16 protein-coding genes, 1 tRNA gene and 1 other RNA gene are annotated in these 15,800 nt (G+C 68.3%); 11 read left to right on the top strand and 7 right to left on the bottom strand.

The genetic code is table 11. The annotated features are described in order from the left end of the window. Window positions 1–98: 98 nt before the first annotated feature. Window positions 99–195, bottom strand: an RNA gene (ffs, locus tag PJ250_RS00600) — signal recognition particle sRNA small type. Between the two features lie 76 nt (window positions 196–271). Next, window positions 272–364, bottom strand: a tRNA-Ser gene (locus PJ250_RS00595). 142 nt (window positions 365–506) lie between these two features. On the opposite strand from PJ250_RS00595, the gene dnaX reads away from it, so the two are divergent. The 4 genes from dnaX to PJ250_RS00575 all read left to right on the top strand — a co-directional run bounded on the left by dnaX (window position 507) and on the right by PJ250_RS00575 (window position 3,763). After that, window positions 507–2,363: a DNA polymerase III subunit gamma/tau gene (gene dnaX / locus PJ250_RS00590; RefSeq protein WP_271646627.1), complete on the top strand. Its 1,857-nt coding sequence runs from the start codon at window positions 507–509 to the stop codon at window positions 2,361–2,363. Between the two features lie 6 nt (window positions 2,364–2,369). Continuing rightward, the gene (locus tag PJ250_RS00585; protein WP_271646626.1) at window positions 2,370–2,690 is read left to right on the top strand and encodes a YbaB/EbfC family nucleoid-associated protein; all 321 of its coding nucleotides are present in this window, start codon (window positions 2,370–2,372) and stop codon (window positions 2,688–2,690) included. Between the two features lie 61 nt (window positions 2,691–2,751). Next, window positions 2,752–3,348 (top strand): recombination mediator RecR, encoded by a 597-nt coding sequence (gene recR / locus PJ250_RS00580; RefSeq protein WP_271646625.1) that lies wholly within the window; start codon window positions 2,752–2,754, stop codon window positions 3,346–3,348. 58 nt (window positions 3,349–3,406) lie between these two features. Then, the gene (locus tag PJ250_RS00575; RefSeq protein WP_271646623.1) at window positions 3,407–3,763 is read left to right on the top strand and encodes a histidine triad nucleotide-binding protein; all 357 of its coding nucleotides are present in this window, start codon (window positions 3,407–3,409) and stop codon (window positions 3,761–3,763) included. A gap of 72 nt (window positions 3,764–3,835) precedes the next feature. Here PJ250_RS00575 and PJ250_RS00570 read toward each other — a convergent pair whose 3' ends face one another. The 4 genes from PJ250_RS00570 to PJ250_RS00555 are packed head-to-tail and all read right to left on the bottom strand — an operon-like array spanning window position 3,836 to window position 8,280. Further along, window positions 3,836–4,372 carry a Slp family lipoprotein gene (locus PJ250_RS00570; protein ID WP_271646621.1) on the bottom strand — a complete coding sequence of 179 codons (537 nt, stop codon included), beginning with the start codon at window positions 4,370–4,372 and terminating at the stop codon, window positions 3,836–3,838. Window positions 4,373–4,389: 17 nt separating this feature from the next. Then, complete coding sequence (locus PJ250_RS00565) at window positions 4,390–6,360, bottom strand: transglutaminase TgpA family protein (protein WP_271646620.1); 1,971 nt, start codon at window positions 6,358–6,360, stop codon at window positions 4,390–4,392. Between the two features lie 3 nt (window positions 6,361–6,363). Further along, a complete protein-coding gene (locus tag PJ250_RS00560) occupies window positions 6,364–7,314 on the bottom strand; it encodes a DUF58 domain-containing protein (RefSeq protein WP_271648728.1) in 951 nt (316 codons plus the stop codon). A gap of 12 nt (window positions 7,315–7,326) precedes the next feature. Then, the gene (locus tag PJ250_RS00555; RefSeq protein WP_271646619.1) at window positions 7,327–8,280 is read right to left on the bottom strand and encodes an AAA family ATPase; all 954 of its coding nucleotides are present in this window, start codon (window positions 8,278–8,280) and stop codon (window positions 7,327–7,329) included. Window positions 8,281–8,326: 46 nt separating this feature from the next. On the opposite strand from PJ250_RS00555, the gene PJ250_RS00550 reads away from it, so the two are divergent. Then, window positions 8,327–10,195 carry an ArnT family glycosyltransferase gene (locus PJ250_RS00550; protein ID WP_271646618.1) on the top strand — a complete coding sequence of 623 codons (1,869 nt, stop codon included), beginning with the start codon at window positions 8,327–8,329 and terminating at the stop codon, window positions 10,193–10,195. Between the two features lie 191 nt (window positions 10,196–10,386). On the opposite strand, the gene PJ250_RS00545 is transcribed toward PJ250_RS00550, so the two are convergent. Then, window positions 10,387–10,959 carry a Maf family protein gene (locus PJ250_RS00545; RefSeq protein ID WP_271646617.1) on the bottom strand — a complete coding sequence of 191 codons (573 nt, stop codon included), beginning with the start codon at window positions 10,957–10,959 and terminating at the stop codon, window positions 10,387–10,389. 113 nt (window positions 10,960–11,072) lie between these two features. Here PJ250_RS00545 and PJ250_RS00540 point away from each other — a divergent pair, with 113 nt between their 5' ends. The 6 genes from PJ250_RS00540 to fabG all read left to right on the top strand — a co-directional run bounded on the left by PJ250_RS00540 (window position 11,073) and on the right by fabG (window position 15,784). Continuing rightward, complete coding sequence (locus PJ250_RS00540; RefSeq protein ID WP_271648727.1) at window positions 11,073–11,579, top strand: YceD family protein; 507 nt, start codon at window positions 11,073–11,075, stop codon at window positions 11,577–11,579. A gap of 45 nt (window positions 11,580–11,624) precedes the next feature. Continuing rightward, window positions 11,625–11,819, top strand: coding sequence for a 50S ribosomal protein L32 (gene rpmF / locus PJ250_RS00535; protein ID WP_130520075.1), 195 nt, complete (start codon window positions 11,625–11,627; stop codon window positions 11,817–11,819). A gap of 78 nt (window positions 11,820–11,897) precedes the next feature. After that, window positions 11,898–12,893, top strand: a complete 996-nt coding sequence (locus PJ250_RS00530; RefSeq protein ID WP_271646616.1) for a beta-ketoacyl-ACP synthase III — start codon at window positions 11,898–11,900, stop codon at window positions 12,891–12,893. A gap of 305 nt (window positions 12,894–13,198) precedes the next feature. Next, window positions 13,199–13,990 (top strand): BUD32 family EKC/KEOPS complex subunit, encoded by a 792-nt coding sequence (locus tag PJ250_RS00525; protein ID WP_271646615.1) that lies wholly within the window; start codon window positions 13,199–13,201, stop codon window positions 13,988–13,990. A 100-nt stretch (window positions 13,991–14,090) separates the two neighbouring features. Then, a complete protein-coding gene (gene fabD / locus PJ250_RS00520; RefSeq protein WP_271646614.1) occupies window positions 14,091–15,038 on the top strand; it encodes an ACP S-malonyltransferase in 948 nt (315 codons plus the stop codon). Beyond that, the gene (gene fabG / locus PJ250_RS00515) at window positions 15,035–15,784 is read left to right on the top strand and encodes a 3-oxoacyl-ACP reductase FabG (protein ID WP_271646613.1); all 750 of its coding nucleotides are present in this window, start codon (window positions 15,035–15,037) and stop codon (window positions 15,782–15,784) included. Before fabD ends, fabG begins: the two co-directional genes overlap by 4 nt. Window positions 15,785–15,800 lie beyond the last annotated feature (16 nt).

Raw genomic sequence — 15,800 nt, 5'->3', positions numbered from 1 at the left:
CTCAGGTCGTCGGGAAAGCCCAGCGGAGCAAGCTCCACGCTACGGGCGACCGCATGCAGAAGAAATGCGAACGCATGGCGTACCCCAAAAAGGTGGCGGCCCCGCCGGCTGACCTCGGCGCCCGCGTCAGTCGATACCGTTGCTGCCTTCCGGCCCTGGCGGGATTTTCGACCTAGCGTCGCGAGGGGCCGACGGGGCCACCATGGACGCGGGCCGCGCACGAGGCGCGGCCCGGGTGTGTTGCGTCATCGCATGGGCGATGACCTGAATCTGGCGGAGAGAGGGGGATTCGAACCCCCGAAGCGCGGTTTAGACGCTTACACACTTTCCAGGCGTGCTCCTTCAACCACTCGGACACCTCTCCGGGAACTGAACATGGCCGTGGCCGCGCTCAGGGGCGCAGATTCTAGCTGTCGGATGGATTTAATGCGAGCGCCAGATGCGAGCGGCGTTCAAGCCGCCCGCACGCGCAGGGTGTGCGACAGGCGCATGGCACAATAGCGGCCATGTCCTACCTCGTCCTGGCCCGCAAGTGGCGCCCCAAGCGTTTTGCCGAACTGGTCGGGCAGGAGCACGTGGTCCGCGCCCTGTCCAATGCCCTGGACACCGGCCGCATCCATCACGCGTTCCTGTTCACCGGCACCCGTGGAGTGGGCAAGACCACCATTGCGCGCATCTTCGCCAAGTCGCTGAACTGTGAGCGCGGCACCAGCGCCGATCCGTGCGGTGAGTGCGCCGCCTGCCTGGACATCGACGCCGGGCGCTACATCGACCTGCTGGAGATCGACGCGGCGTCCAACACCGGCGTGGACGACGTGCGCGAGGTGATCGAGAACGCCCAGTACATGCCCTCGCGCGGCAAGTTCAAGGTCTACCTGATCGACGAGGTCCACATGTTGTCCAAGGCGGCGTTCAACGCGCTGCTCAAGACGCTGGAGGAGCCGCCGGAGCACGTGAAGTTCCTGCTGGCCACGACCGACCCGCAGAAGTTGCCGGTCACCGTGCTCAGCCGCTGCCTGCAGTTCAACCTCAAGCGCCTGGACGAGGAACAGATCGGCGGGCAGATCACCAAGATCCTGGGCGCCGAGCAGATCCCTTGCGAAGACGGTGCGGTGCGCCAGATCGCCAAGGCGGCTGATGGCTCGCTGCGCGATGGCCTGTCGCTGCTGGATCAGGCCATTGCCTATACCGGAGGCGAGCTGGCCGACGCCGGCGTGCGCGCCATGCTGGGCACGGTCGACCGCACCCAGGTTGGCGCGCTGCTGGATGCGCTGGCCGCGGGCGACGGCGTGCGCCTGATGTCTACGATCGCAACGCTTGCCGATTTCTCCCCGGACTGGAGTGGCGTGCTGGAGGCCTTTGCCGAGGCCCTGCACCGTGTCCAGGTGCGGCAATTGGTGCCGGGCGTGACCCTTGAAGCCGAGGGCGTGGATGCAGCCGCCTTCGCCGAACGCCTGCGTCCTGAGGTAGTGCAGCTGTGGTACCAGATGGCGCTCAATGGCCGGCGCGACCTGTATCTGGCGCCGAGTCCGCGGGCGGGCTTCGAGATGAGCCTGCTGCGGATGCTGGCCTTCCGCCCGGCCGGTGCGGGCGATGTCGCCCCCGCCACGGCGGCGCCGGCCCGTCCCGCGCCGACGCCTTCCGCCACTGGCCAGGTCGCGGCTGCCGCCGCGCCGGTGGCTCCGGAGGCGGCGACCGCACCACGCCTGCCCGAGCGCGAGGCCGAGGTTGCGCCTCCAGCAGCGCCTCCAGCGCCTCCCGCGGTGGCGGCGCGTGCGCCGGAGCCGACCCAGCCGCAAGCTGCGGTCGCCGCCGATGACGTCCCGCCCTGGGAGGTCCCCGAGCAGGCGGTGAAAGTCGCCGCGCCCGCGGCGCCGGCCGCTGCGATCGACGTCCGCCGCCACGAAGCTGTCGCCCCGGCGCCAGCGCCGGTCACGCCGGTCGTGCCCTCGACCGTGACCAACGCCGCCACCGACATCGCCGATGCCGACCAGTGGCTGGCGCTGGTGGCCTCGGCGCAGTTGAGCGGCCCCTCCAAGCAGCTGGCGGCCAATGCGGCCTTCGGTGGCTACGGGGACGCGGTGCTGCGTCTGTCGCTCGCACCGGGGTTCGAATACCTGCGGACCGAACGTTCGGTCGGCGACCTGTCCGAGGCGCTGGGCGCGGCATTGGGCCAGGCCCCGAAGATCGTGTTCGAAACCGCCGACCACGGCGAGACCCTGGCCCAGCGCGATGCGCGCCGTCAGGACGAGCGTCGCTCCTCGGCCGAGGAGCAGTTCATGAACCATCCCGACGTCCAGCGCCTGATCCAGCAGCAGGGCGCGCGGGTGGTGCCCGATTCCATCCGACCTTTCGACGAGTAAGCACACATGCGCGGAAACATTGCCCAACTCATGCAGCAGGCGCAGAAGATGCAGGAAAACCTGCAGAAGGCGCAGGAAGAACTGGCCAAGCTGGAAGTCACCGGCAACGCCGGCGGCAACATGGTCAGCGTGACCCTCACCGGCGCCAAGGAGTGCCGCAAGGTGCGCATCGATCCTTCGCTGCTCTCCGATGCGGAGATGCTGGAGGATCTGGTGGCCGCGGCCTTCAACGATGCGTCCAACAAGATCGACGCCGAGTCCAAGAACCGGATGGGGTCGGCCACCGCCGGCATGCAGCTGCCGCCGGGCATGAAGCTGCCGTTCTGAAGTCGCCGCTCCGCCCAGGCCCCGGCAGTGTCCGCGGGCCCGCGCAGTACGCCACGCCCGCATGAGCGCCTCCCTGCTGGAACAACTGATCGACGCGTTGCGGGTGCTGCCCGGCGTGGGCAACAAGAGTGCCCAGCGCATGGCCTACCAGCTGCTGGAGCGTGATCGTGCCGGCGGCCGGCGCCTGTCGAGCTTGCTGGGCCAGGCCATGGAGCACATCGGCCATTGCGCGCAGTGCCGGGACTTCACCGAAGGCGCGCTGTGCGCGATCTGCGCCAGCGCCAGCCGCGACCGGCATCAGCTGTGCGCGGTGGAGACGCCCGCCGACCGCCTGGCGATCGAGCAGGCCACCGGCTATCGCGGCCTGTACTTCATCCTGCAGGGACGGCTGTCACCGCTCGATGGCATCGGTCCACGCGAGTTGGGCCTGGAGCAGCTCGCGCGCCGGCTGGGCGAGGGCGAGGTCACCGAGCTGATCATCGCCACCAACCCCACCGTGGAAGGCGAGGCGACCTCGCACTACCTGGCGCAGTTGGCACGGCAGGCGGGAGTCAAACCGATGCGGCTGGCCCACGGCGTGCCGTTGGGAGGCGAGCTGGAATACGTCGACCGCGGCACGCTGTCGCACGCCTTCGGCTCGCGCAGCGAAGTCCTCTGAACGTGTGCGTCCGGCCGGGGGCGGCTAAGCTTGGGCTTTCGCAGCAAGACGGCAGGCCATGAACGACACCCTCTTCGGCAAGATCATCCGGCGCGAGATCCCGGCGACCATCGTCTACGAGGACGACGAGGTGCTGGGCTTCAAGGACATCGCACCGCAGGCGCCGGTGCACGTGCTGTTCATTCCCAAGGCCGTCCACGTGCCGACGCTGAACGATCTCAAGACCGACCAGGCCGCGCTGGTGGGCCGGCTGGTGCTGGCCGCCGCCGAATACGCGCGGACCGAAGGCTTCGCCGAGAACGGCTATCGGGTGGTGATGAACTGCCGCGAGGACGCCGGGCAGACCGTCTACCACATCCACCTGCACCTGCTGGCAGGCGCCACGCTGGGGCGCTTCGGCGCGCCTGGTGGCTGAGTCGCCGCGTCCCGCACACGGCAGAAGGGCCGGCAATGCCGGCCCTTCGCTTTCAGGTCGATTCCGCTGGGCTTACCACCAGCCCCAACGTGGGCCCCAGCCCCAGCCCGGACCCCAGAACGGGTCGTAGTACGGGCCCGGATACGGGCGCACCTGCACCTCTTTCACTTCCGGCCACAGGTAGACCACGTCGGCGGTCACGCGCGGCAGGCGATAGTCGTACTCGCCGATGCGGGTGTTCTCGAACCCGTCCACGCGGCCGATGAAGGTCACTTCGCGGCCCTTGGCGAAGATCGCCGGGTCATAGAAGCCGGCGCGGCACGCGATGAAGCGACCATCGGTGGCATCCGGGGAGCTGCTCAAGGGACGACCCGTGGCACCCAGGGGTGCAGAGATCATCTCAAAGCAGGTGCTGTCCGCGCGCGGCCTGGTCTCCACGATGCGACCGCCCCAGCGGACCTGGGCCCCGGCCTGCGCGCCGGCGACGGTGTCGCGGGGAGTGACGCCGGGGAATTCGCCCTGCAGCGGCTTGGGAACGGTGGCACAGGCACCGAGAAAAATCGCCAGGGCTCCAGCAGCCAGCAGGCGGACGGAAGCAGTCGTGTTCATACAGACCTCGCTGTGGTTCACGGACGGTGCCGGCGCAGATCGCGTATCAGCGCCCGGACGTCCGCATGACTCAGAGCGTAACGCGATTCCGCGAAACGCCGGCTGAGTGAGATGAGGTTCTCGTTTGTGTCAGGCCGGTCACGTCGCGCATCTGCAACGCGCCGCGCCCAGGCCATCGCCGGCTCGGATGCCAGGGGTTCCAGGCCGTAGCGCCGGTAGCGGCGGCCCAGGCGATGCCACTGACGCAGCAGTGGATCGCGCTCGCGTTCGCCGCGTGCCAGCAGCCAGGCCATGCCCAGCAAGGTGCCGCCGCCGGCAAGGGCGAACAGCAGGCCGAGCTTGCCCTCGTCCAGTCGCCCGAAGCCCAACGGCCGCAGCAGGTCGCGCTGGCGCTGCGCATCGAAGCTCAGGACCAGGTCGTTCCAGTTGCGGCGCAGCCAGTCGCTGACCTCGGAAAAGCGGCTCAGGCCGGCAAAGCCGCCAGCGTCACCGTCGCCGGCCTGGGCCCGGTCGTCGATCGTGTCGTAGATGCGCTCGGGTGCCACCGCGGCGGTGGGATCCACGCGCACCCAGCCACGCCCGGGCAGCCAGACTTCGGCCCAGGCATGGGCGTCCTGGCGACGGATGATCCAGTAGCCGCCGCCCAAGGAGTTGCGCACGCCGCCGACATAACCAGTGACCACGCGCGCCGGAACGCCCGCCGCGCGCATCAGGATCACGAACGACGAACTGAACTGCTCGCAGAAGCCCTGCCGGGTCTGGAACAGGAATTCGTCGGCCATGTCGCGCCCGGGCAAGGGGATGTCGAGCGTGTAGGCGAAGTCCTGCCGGATCCAGTCCATCGCCCGGCGCACGATCGCCGCATCGTCGCGGCCCGCCGCGTCACGCCACTGGTGCCCCAGCGCGACGGTGCGTGGATTGAAGCCCGGCGGCAGCCGCAAGGCCTGCCGCAGCTCCGCGGGACCGGCATCGGCGGCAAACCGTGCCGGCGCCGAGGATTGCAGCCGCCAGCGGGTGAGACCGGACAGCGGGCGTGCGGAGATCAGTTCGTAATCGCCCGCCAGGCGCGCGCCATCGGGGGCCGAAAGCGGCAGGTCCAGGGCGACCAACTGGCGCCGGTCCGTGGGTTCGTAGTCGAGCTGGTAGTCGTATCGCGGCCCGCGACGGGTGACCTCCACGGGCGCGCGATTGCGCGATGGGCCCGAGGCCTGCCAAGTCCGTCCATCGAAATCGGTCAGCACCGGCCCGCGCCAGTACATCTGCGAAGACGGGGGCGTCGGGCCGAAGAAGCGCACCCGCGCCGCTGGGGTGTCATCGGCGAGCAGGTCGATCCATTCGCCGGGCTTCATCGTGTCGGCCAGGCCGGGGCGGCCGACCGCGCGTTCGGGCAGGCCCCACAGCGGGTTGGACAGGCGCGGGAACAGCCAGAACGTCAGCAGCACCAGCGGAACGCCCATCAGGACCAAGCGTCCGATCTGCCAGGGGCGGGCGCGATGAAGGGTGCTCGCGCCCAACACTGTCAGCCCCGACTCCAGGGCGGCCAGACGTTGCATAGCCACCAGCGCGCACAGCACCGAGGCCAGGCCCAGCGCCATCGTCATGGGCCCTTGGTCGAGCAGGAACGCGGCGAAGGGGGCGAACAACGCGAAGCCGACCAGGCTGCGCCCATCGCGCAGACTGGTGGTTTCGGTGGGTTTGATCGCCAGCATCGCCGCAAGCAAGGCACACCCGGTATCGCGTCCGAAGTGCGGCCCGGCCGACCACAGCACCGCGCCCAGTGCCGTCAGCGCCAGGACCAGGCGCAGCAGCAATGGGATCGGCCGGCGCCAGGCGATGCCTGCGCTGAGCAGGCCGACGCTCCCCACGGCGATGGCGGTGCTGCCCGGCAGCTGCAAGAGCAGGGGCAGAAGGCCAAATCCCGCTGAGGCCAGCGCCCACAGGCGGCTGCGCGGATCCAGACGGGGTGAAGTGGAGCGGCAGGCGAGCACGTGTCAGCCGGCCGGCATCAGGGCCAGGGCCCGCAGGCACTGATGGCGATGCTCGGCACCCAGGGCGGGGCCGAGCGGTGCCTGCCCCGGCAGGCGCAGGCGATAGCGGCAGGCCTGACGTTCCGCCAGTTCGACCCAGTGCGCGAGCCGGCGAATCCTGGCCTCGTAGGGCAGGGCGGCCAGGGACGCCCAGTCCAGCGAGACCTCCACCCCGACCGGATGCTCGTACTCACGGACCAGGAGCGTGTCGCGTCGCGCGGAAGGCTTCCACGCGATGGTGCGCGGTGCATCGCCGGGGCGATAGGCGCGCAGGTGGTGAAGTTCCTCGCCTGCGGCTTGCACGCGGGTGCGCCGCGCCGCGCCGGCCGGGGCGGGCAACGGCGGGCCATCGGCCTCGACCGCCGGATAGACCAGCAGCGGGGTCGCCGGCCAGATCCAGGACCAGGCCCGTGCCACGCCCAATGGCTGGGTGGTGGACGCCCGCAGGCGCGGCAGGTGTAGCCAGCCGCGCACCTCGGTGGGATGGGCGAGGCCGGCCACCACCGTACTGTCCAGCAGGCTGGGGACCAGCACCTCTTCGCCCCCGGACCCCAGCCGCAGCCCGACGCGGGCGCGGCGGTCCGCTTCGGAAAGGGCGACTTGAACCAGCAGGGGGGCGCCGGCGTGGACCGGCTCGGCCCGCACCGCCTCCACGCGCAGCCCCGAAAGCTGCAGGTGCGCTGCCAAAAGGCTGGCCATCAGCGTGGCCGCCAGCAGCAGGGCGAGCAGCAGAGCGGGGTTGTTGTTGTAGTTCAACGCGCCGAGCAGCATCGTGGCCACCAGCAGGCCGGCGAACAGACCAAACGGAGTCGGCAGCACATAGACCCGGCGTCGATCCAGCGTGACCGGCAAGGTCTCGGCCTGGCGCGGCCGCGCCAGCAAAGCCAGTCGCTGGCGCAGCCCGGTCGTGCGGATCGCACTCACTGATCAGTCCACCGACACCGCGTGGAGGATGGCGTGGGACAACTCGGTGGAAGAACTGCCCTCGGTATCGGGGACGAGCCTGTGTGCGGCCACCGCCGGGAACAGCGTCTGCACGTCCTCGGGCAACACGTGGTCGCGGCCGAGCAGCAGCGCATGTGCACGCGCGCCGCGCAGCAGGGCCAGCCCCGCGCGCGGTGACAGTCCCACGCGCACCCCTGGCTGGCGCCGGCTGCGGGAGAGCAGGGCCTGGACGTAGTCGATCAGCGTCTCGCTGGCATGAACGCGGCCAACGGCTTGGCGCAGGGCGAGCACCTGCTCAACCCCTAACAGAGGACGCGTGCCGGCGATGAGCTCGCGCCGGTCGCTGCCGGCGAGCAGGGCGCGCTCGTCCTTGGCATCGGGATAACCCAGCCCCATGCGCAGCAGGAAACGGTCCAGTTGCGAATCGGGCAGGGGGTAGGTGCCTGACAGGTCCACCGGGTTCTGCGTGGCGATCACGAAGAAGGGTTCGTCCAACGTGTGCGTGGTGCCATCCAATGTGACCTGGTGTTCGGCCATCGCTTCGAGCAGGGCGCTTTGGGTGCGCGGGGGCGCGCGATTGATCTCGTCGGCCAGCAGGATGTTGGTGAACACCGGGCCGGGATGGAACTGGAACTGGCGCGTCTGCGCGTCATAGATCGACACGCCCAGCACATCGCCGGGCAACAGGTCGGAGGTGAACTGCACGCGCTGGAACCCGAGGCCGAGCGTGGCGGCCATGGCATGGGCCAGCGTCGTCTTGCCCAATCCGGGCAAATCCTCGATGAGCAGATGGCCATCTGCCAGCAGGGCGACGAACGCCAGGCGCACCTGCAGGCGCTTGCCCAACACCAGTCCATTCACTTGCGCCTGTGCCTGCTGCAGGGCCTGCACCAGGGCATCGGGTAGCATCGGGTGCGTTGCCGGGCTGTCCTGCATCGTATCTCCCACCTCACGTTGTCTGCGATTCGAGTGTACTGGCTCCATGAATGATGAAGCGCGCGCGCAGCGCACGTTCCTGACGCTGTGGCTGTGCCTGACCGTGATCAAGATCCTGATCGCGGCGCGCCTGCCGTTGTTCGTCGACGAGGCCTTCTACTGGCAGGAGGGTCGACACCTGGCGGCGGCCTATTCCGACCTGCCGGGCCTGACCGCATGGATGGTGCGCCTGGGAACGGCGATCGGAGGCCAGCATGTGTTGGCCATCCGCATGCCCTTCCTGCTGCTGGCCGCCCTGTTGCCGTGGCTGCTGGCGGGTATTGGCGGGCGCTGGTTCGGACGCGCGGCGGGCTGGCGTGCCGGCGCGCTGGTCCTGCTGATGCCGCTGTCGGGCAGCCTGGGCATCATGGCGGTGCCCGATGTGCCGATGGCCTTTGCCACCGTGCTGTGCCTGGATGCCGGAGCACGCCTGCTGCGCGAGGTGGAGGCGGCTGCGGCGGCGGAATTGGCCCTGGGTCTGGTGATCGGGGCGTTGAGCCATTACCGCTTCGCCGGTGTGGTCGGTGTGGGTTTCATTGCCTTGCTGCTGATGCCACGCGGCCGGCGGGTGCTGCTGGACGTGCGCGTCTGGGTGGCGCTGGCGATGGGTGTGGCCGCCTGGATGCCGCTGATCGCCTGGAACATCGAGAACGCCGATGCGGGCCTGCGCTTCCAACTGGTGGACCGACATCCCTGGACGTTCCAGGCGACTGGCGTGCTGTTCGTCGTGGTGCAGGCCGCATTGGTGACGCCGCTGCTGTTCTTCGCCCTGCTCCAGGTGCTGCGTCGCGCGTTCGCCGACCACGGGCAGATGCCGTCGCAATGGCGCTACTTTGGCCTGCTCGGTGGCGTGTCGACCCTTGGCTTCTTCGCGCTGGGGTTCTTTGCCGATGTCGAGCGCGTCAGTTTCCACTGGACGCTGCCTGGATATCTGCCGCTGCTGCTGGCGGTGCCCACCTTGCTGCAGGAATGGCCGCGCCGGCTACGCCAGGCGACCTGGGCGCTGTGCGGAACCGGCCTGGCGGTGGTGCTGGGCTATTACCTGGTGGCTTCGGTGCCACGCTGGCGGGAAGACCTGGCGGCCAACAAGTTCTATCCCTACAACTTTGCCGGCTGGGACCAGCTGGCCGTGGCGGTGCGCGAGGAGCTGGCCCGCCATCCCGGGCAGACGGGCATGCTGGCCGACAACTTCAAACTGGGCGCGGAACTCGGGTTCGCGCTGGGCGACGATGCGATCCCGGTGCTGGAGCATCCGCTCAACGTCAAGCATGGGCGTGCCCCGCAGTTGCGCTTGTGGGATCTGCACAGCGATGGCAGCAGCCCCACTGCGCAACTGCTGGTGGTTGGTGCCAGCGAAGTGCAATACAAGCTCCTGCTGGCGCGTTACCACGCGCTATGCGAGCGGGTGGGGCCGTTGCCGCCTCCGCGCGTGATCAATGTCGATCATGGGCGCCAGCGCTTTCTGTTGTTCTATCTGCCCAAGCGCGATGCGGCGCACTCGCGACGCGACCAGGAAGGGCGCGGGCCGGTATGCACGACGCCCGCGATGGCCTGGATCGATCATCCGGTCAGCGGTGCAAGCGTGTCGGGCGCACTCACGGTGCAAGGCTGGGCGTTCAAGGACGGCGTCGGGCTGAAGGGCGTGGAGGTCCTCATCGACCGCAAGGTGGTGGCACAGGCGCGCTATGGCCTGCCCGATCCGGGGGTGGCGGTGTACTGGAAGATTTCCACCGATCCGCATCATCCCGACGTGGGATTCCGCGCGCAGGTCGATGTCAGCGGGCTGCGCGCCGGTCGGCATTGGATGGGACTGCGCCTGCATGGCCAGGACGGCAGCGTCGAGGACTGGTCGGAACAGCCGGTTGACATCAAGTAGCCGCGGCGGGTTGGCTCGCGTCCCGCCGCCACGTCATCCCTTCTCCAACTGGAAGGCTCGACCATCGCTGCTGCGGTCCCTTCTGCCAATGGGCTTGCGCCCGATCGAGGCTATTGTGCGGTCGTGGAGTCCTGGATCGGTCGGGCGTCGTTTCTCGCTCAGTGGTGTCGGGGGACGCCGGCAGCGGGTGGTTAGGGGATGCGGAAGCCGGCATCGCGCAGCAGCCGCGCGGTGGCAATCAGCGGGAGCCCGATCAGGGCCGTGGGATCGCGGGTTTCGATGGCTTCGAACAGGCTGATCCCCAGGCCCTCGCATTTAAAACTGCCTGCGCAGTCGTAAGGCGTTTCCGCGTCGACGTAGCGTGCGATCTGATCCGCCGGGAGCGGGCGCAGGACGACGCGCGTCACATCGGTGGCTTCCAGCCATCGGGTGCCGTCGGTCAGGCACACGCTGGTGTGGAATTCCACGGTGCGCCCGGACATGGCCTCCAATTGCGCCAGCGCCGCCGCCCGCCCGCCGGGTTTGCCGACAGGGGCGCCGTCCAGGTCGGCGGTCTGGTCCGAGCCGATCACCCAGGCTCCCTGGCATTGTTCGGCGACGGTCTGGGCCTTGGTGCGCGCCAGGCGCACGGCCAGGCTCTGTGGAGGCTCGCCCGCCAGGGGCGTTTCGTCGACCAGGGGGCGTCTGGCCTGGAACGGGACGCGCAGTCGCTGCAGCAGCTCGGCACGGTAGGTCGAGGTGGAGGCCAGGATCAGGTCGGGCATGAGGCGGGTCGCAGTCGTGCGGGCCGGGCAGTGTGCGACTGGCACCGGGATGCGACAATGTCCATCGCCTGGATTTGACACGCTGCCAGCAGGTCTCTAACATTTTGCGGCTTATGTCCGCGCACGTGCCCGAAATCCTGGATGCCTGGCGCATGGTTGCGGCGCGACGCAGTTTCGAAGGCAAGGTGCCCCTGGCGGCGCTGCGCCGGCTGGACGGGCTGTTGACCGATGCCGAGGGCGAGGTGGCGTTTGCGCTTCAGTTTGATCGCGACGCGCTGCAGGTGCCTTACGTGGAGTTGAGGATCGAGACGGCGCTGCCGCTGGAATGCCAGCGCAGCCTGGAGCGGTTCCTGCTCCCGGTTTCCATGGTCCAGCGGCTTGGCTTGATCCGGGACGAGGCCGACGAGGCCGCGCTGCCGGCCGAGTTCGAGGCCCTGCTGGTGCCCGAGGACGGCATGCTGCGGACCTTGGATCTGGTGGAGGATGAGCTGGTGCTGGCCGTTCCGGCAGTCCCGATGAATCCGGAGTTGCCCGCGGTGGAGCTTGATGTCTCCCCGCAGCAGGAAGAACTGGCGAAGGCCAGCCCGTTCGCGGCGCTGGCATCGCTCAAGAAGAACTGACCGCGCTTTGGCGGTTGGAATACGAGACTTGTTTGGAGCAAGACCATGGCTGTTCAGAAATCCCGCGTCACCCCGTCCCGCCGCGGCCAGCGCCGTGCGCACGATGCCCTCACCGCCAAGCAGCTGGCCACCGACCCGACCACGGGCGAGACCCACATCCGCCATCACGTGACCGCTGACGGCTACTACCGCGGCAAGAAGGTCATCGCGACCAAGTCGGCGGTTGTCGACGAAGAATGAGCCTGGCGGCGCGCTTGATGCGTGCCTGACCTCTCATCTTTCTGGCCCGTTTTCGCGGGTCGCGCAACGGGAATCACGATGAGCCAGCCGGTGACGAACGGTCGTATCTACTCGCGTATCGCAGGCACCGGAAGCTGCCTGCCGAAGAAAGTGATGACCAACGACGATCTGTCCAAGATCGTCGACACCAGCGACGAGTGGATCCGCACCCGCACCGGTATTCGTGAGCGTCACATCGCCGGCGAAGGCGAGACCAGCAGCACCCTGGGGCACCAGGCGGCGTTGCTGGCGATGGAAGCTGCCGGCGTGACCGCGGACGAGCTGGACTTGATCGTCGTGGGCACCACGACGCCGGACATCATTTTTCCGTCGACCGCCTGCCTGATCCAGTCCAAGCTGGGGGCGGAAGGCTGCATGGCGATGGACGTCAACGCGGCCTGCTCGGGCTTCATCTACGCGTTGACGGTCGCGGACAAGTTCATCCGGACCGGGGACGCGAAAACCGTGCTGGTGCTGGGCGCGGAGACCCTGACCCGTATTACCGACTGGACCGACCGCACCACCTGCGTGCTGTTCGGCGACGGCGCGGGCGCGGTCGTGCTCAAGGCCGATACCGAGACCGGCATCCTCAGCACCCACCTGCATGCCGATGGCAGCAAGAAGGAACTGCTGTGGAATCCGGTCGGCATTTCCGCTGGCTTCCAGCCGGACGCACCCAATGCCGGATCGCGGATCCTGATGAAGGGCAACGACGTGTTCAAGTACGCCGTCAAGGCGCTCGACGCGGTCGTGGACCAAGCCCTGGCCGCCAACCAGTTGGACAAGCACGACCTGCACTGGCTGGTGCCGCATCAGGCCAACCTGCGCATCATCGAAGCCACTGCCAAACGGCTGGACATGTCCATGGACCAGGTCGTGGTCACGGTGGACCGGCACGGCAACACCTCGTCGGCCTCGGTCCCGCTGGCGCTGGACGAAGCGGTGCGTGATGGACGCATCCAGCGCGGTCAGCTGGTGCTGCTGGAGGCGTTCGGCGGCGGCTTCACCTGGGGTTCGGTGCTGTTGCGCTTCTGAGCGGGGGCTCGCACCGCGGCGCGGGGCTGTCCTTGTTCCTTCTGGCTCTTCGTGGTGTGCCTTGCTGAAGGCGCACGGGTCATTCGTGCGCGAATCGATGCTTTATTGAGCCAGGTCCGGCGGCTCTGCCGCACTGTTCCCCTCTCAATGCCGCCGGCCATGCCGGGTGCGCTTGCGCGCGCCTTGCGCTGGGCCGTGCGCGTTCGCGACGCCTGCGCGGTGCTGTGCGTTCCGATGGCGTTAACGCTCAAGGGTTAACATCTTTCCGACATGACAGGGTTGTCATGCTGTGACGGAGTGCCCCCATGGTTGAACCCATTCTGATCGACGGCCGTCAGGCCTGGCTGAAACGTTATGGCAATGGCGGCAGTCGCGTGCTGTCGCTCGGCGCCCTGGATCTGTTGGCCAGCAAGCTCGGCATGGCGCCGCTGCGACCGCCGCCGCATCGCGTCGGCACCGCTGCCCTGGATGTCGAAGCGCGTCGCCTGAACGAATTGGCGGCACAGCATGTGCACGTGCCTGAAGTGATCGGGCGCGGGCGCACTTCGTTGGTGCTCACCGACAACGGCCGCTCGCTGGCGGCCTGGCTGCGCGATGCGCAGGACGATGCGCAGCGCGACCGATTGACGCGATTGGCGCTCGCGGCGATCGCCAAAGCGCATGCCGAGGGCGCGTACTTCGGCCAGCCACTGCCACGCAACATGACCTTCGATGGCGAGCAGATCGGCTTCATCGACTTCGAGGAAGATCCGCTGGAAGTCATGAGCCTGGCCCAGGCCCAGGCGCGCGACTGGCTGATGTTCGGCTATGGCGTGGCCCGCTACTACGAGCGTCGGCCCGCCGTGCTGGAGGGGCTGATGCGTGAGGCCATGACCCGCGGAGGTCGTGACGTGCAAGCGCAGACCCACCAGGTCACCACGCGGCTCCAGCGCCTGGCCGCGGTCTGCAATCGCCTGGGACGCAAGGCGCGTCGTCTCGCCCACGCTGTGCTGGTGCTGCATGGCGCCAGCACCCTGGGTGTGCTGGTGATCGCGACCTTGGCCTTCGACTGGTTCAGCGATGGCGACCTGGATGTGCTGCGCCTGTTGGTGGGTTGATGCCACGGTGTGAAGGGGTGGCATACGCCGCAGTACAGACGCCTTACCCCTTTCACCCGTATCATCGCCCCTCGTTTTTCGCAGCAGGGCGTCTTTGCGCGTGACAGACACCACACTTGCCTTCGTTTTCCCGGGCCAGGGATCGCAATCCATCGGCATGCTCGCCGAATTGGCCGAGTTGCACCCTCAGGTGCGCGATACCTTCAACGAAGCCTCCGACGGCGCTGGCGCGGACCTGTGGGCCCTGTCGCAGGGCGGCCCCGAAGAGATGCTCAATCGCACCGAATACACCCAGCCGGCGCTGCTGGCAGCGGGCATCGCCGTCTGGCGCCTGTGGCGCAAGCAGGGCGGCCCGACGCCCGCACAGCTGGCCGGGCACAGCCTGGGCGAATACACCGCGCTGGTCGCGGCCGGTGCGCTGTCGTTGAAGGATGGCGCGCATCTGGTGCGCATCCGCGGGCAGTTGATGCAGGAAGCCGCTCCGGCCGGCGTCGGTGCGATGGCCGCCGTGCTCGGCGCCGAGGACGCGATAGTGTTGGAGGTCTGCGAGCAGGTGTCAGGCACCAAGGTCGTCGTCCCGGCGAACTACAACTCCCCAGGCCAGATCGTGATCGGCGGCGACGCTGAGGCAGTCGATGCCGCCATCGCCGAACTCAACGCGCGCGGCGTGCGCAAGACCGTGAAGCTGGCGGTCAGCGTGCCTTCGCATACCCCGCTAATGCGCGAGGCCGCCAATCGCCTGGCCGACACCATTAAGGGGCTGTCCTGGCACCTGCCGGCGTTGCCTGTGGTGCAGAACGTCGACGCCAAGGTGCACGATTCGATCGACGCGATTGCAGATGCCCTGGTGCGCCAGCTCTACCTGCCGGTGCGTTGGACCGACTGCGTGCGGGCACTGTCCGCTGGCGGTGCCACGCGTATCGCCGAATGTGGTCCCGGCAAGGTGCTGGCCGGCCTGATCAAGCGCATCGATAAGTCGGTCGACGCGCGTACGCTGTCCACGCCCGCCGAGTTCGCCTCGGCGCTGGAAACCTGGAAAACCGCATGAACGCAGCACTTCCTCTGTCCGGTGAAATCGCTCTGGTCACCGGCGCCAGTCGCGGCATCGGCGCGGCCATTGCCGACACCCTCGCCGCGCAGGGCGCCACCGTCATCGGCACGGCGACCAGCGACAACGGTGCGCAGGCCATCGCCCAGCGCATGGAGTCCATCGGCGGCCATGGCCGCACGCTGGACGTCACCGACGCCGCGGCTGTCGACGCGCTGATTGACGCAACGGCGAAGGAATTCGGTCCGATCTCGATCCTGGTCAACAACGCCGGCATCACCCGCGACAACCTGCTGATGCGGATGAAGGAAGAGGACTGGGACGCGATCCTGGACACCAACCTGTCCAGCGTCTTCCGCACGTCCAAGGCGGTGATGCGCGGCATGATGAAGGCGCGCAAGGGGCGCATCATCAATATCGCCTCGGTGGTCGGCGTGACCGGCAACCCGGGCCAGACCAATTATTCGGCGGCCAAGGCTGGCATCATTGCCTTCTCCAAGTCGCTGGCCAAGGAAATCGGTTCGCGCGGCGTCACCGTCAACGTGGTCGCCCCGGGCTTCATCGATACCGACATGACCAAGGCGCTGCCCGAGGAAACCAGGCAGGCATTGCTGGGCCAGATCGCGCTGGGCCAGTTGGGTGAGCCGGCCGACATCGCCAACGCGGTGGCCTTCCTGGCGAGCCCGGCCGCCAAGTACATCACTGGCGAGACCTTGCACGTCAACGGCGGCATGTACATGCCGTGACATAAAATTCGGCCCT

It is taken from the genome of Pseudoxanthomonas sp. JBR18 (assembly GCF_028198165.1).
Taxonomy (GTDB): Bacteria; Pseudomonadota; Gammaproteobacteria; order Xanthomonadales; family Xanthomonadaceae; genus Pseudoxanthomonas_A.
Note: the sequence above shows the minus strand (reverse complement) of the source record. Positions and strands in the feature narration are given on the sequence as shown.

Excerpts from the sequence above, each read along its gene's own strand:
- dnaX (WP_271646627.1), top strand. The coding sequence starts at position 507 with ATGTCCTACCTCGTCCTGGCCCGCAAGTGGCGCCCCAAGCGTTTTGCC.
- PJ250_RS00585 (WP_271646626.1), top strand. The coding sequence starts at position 2,370 with ATGCGCGGAAACATTGCCCAACTCATGCAGCAGGCGCAGAAGATGCAG.
- recR (WP_271646625.1), top strand. The coding sequence starts at position 2,752 with ATGAGCGCCTCCCTGCTGGAACAACTGATCGACGCGTTGCGGGTGCTG.
- PJ250_RS00575 (WP_271646623.1), top strand. The coding sequence starts at position 3,407 with ATGAACGACACCCTCTTCGGCAAGATCATCCGGCGCGAGATCCCGGCG.
- PJ250_RS00570 (WP_271646621.1), bottom strand. The coding sequence starts at position 4,372 with ATGAACACGACTGCTTCCGTCCGCCTGCTGGCTGCTGGAGCCCTGGCG.
- PJ250_RS00555 (WP_271646619.1), bottom strand. The coding sequence starts at position 8,280 with ATGCAGGACAGCCCGGCAACGCACCCGATGCTACCCGATGCCCTGGTG.
- PJ250_RS00550 (WP_271646618.1), top strand. The coding sequence starts at position 8,327 with ATGAATGATGAAGCGCGCGCGCAGCGCACGTTCCTGACGCTGTGGCTG.
- PJ250_RS00545 (WP_271646617.1), bottom strand. The coding sequence starts at position 10,959 with ATGCCCGACCTGATCCTGGCCTCCACCTCGACCTACCGTGCCGAGCTG.
- PJ250_RS00540 (WP_271648727.1), top strand. The coding sequence starts at position 11,073 with ATGTCCGCGCACGTGCCCGAAATCCTGGATGCCTGGCGCATGGTTGCG.
- rpmF (WP_130520075.1), top strand. The coding sequence starts at position 11,625 with ATGGCTGTTCAGAAATCCCGCGTCACCCCGTCCCGCCGCGGCCAGCGC.
- PJ250_RS00530 (WP_271646616.1), top strand. The coding sequence starts at position 11,898 with ATGAGCCAGCCGGTGACGAACGGTCGTATCTACTCGCGTATCGCAGGC.
- PJ250_RS00525 (WP_271646615.1), top strand. The coding sequence starts at position 13,199 with ATGGTTGAACCCATTCTGATCGACGGCCGTCAGGCCTGGCTGAAACGT.
- fabG (WP_271646613.1), top strand. The coding sequence starts at position 15,035 with ATGAACGCAGCACTTCCTCTGTCCGGTGAAATCGCTCTGGTCACCGGC.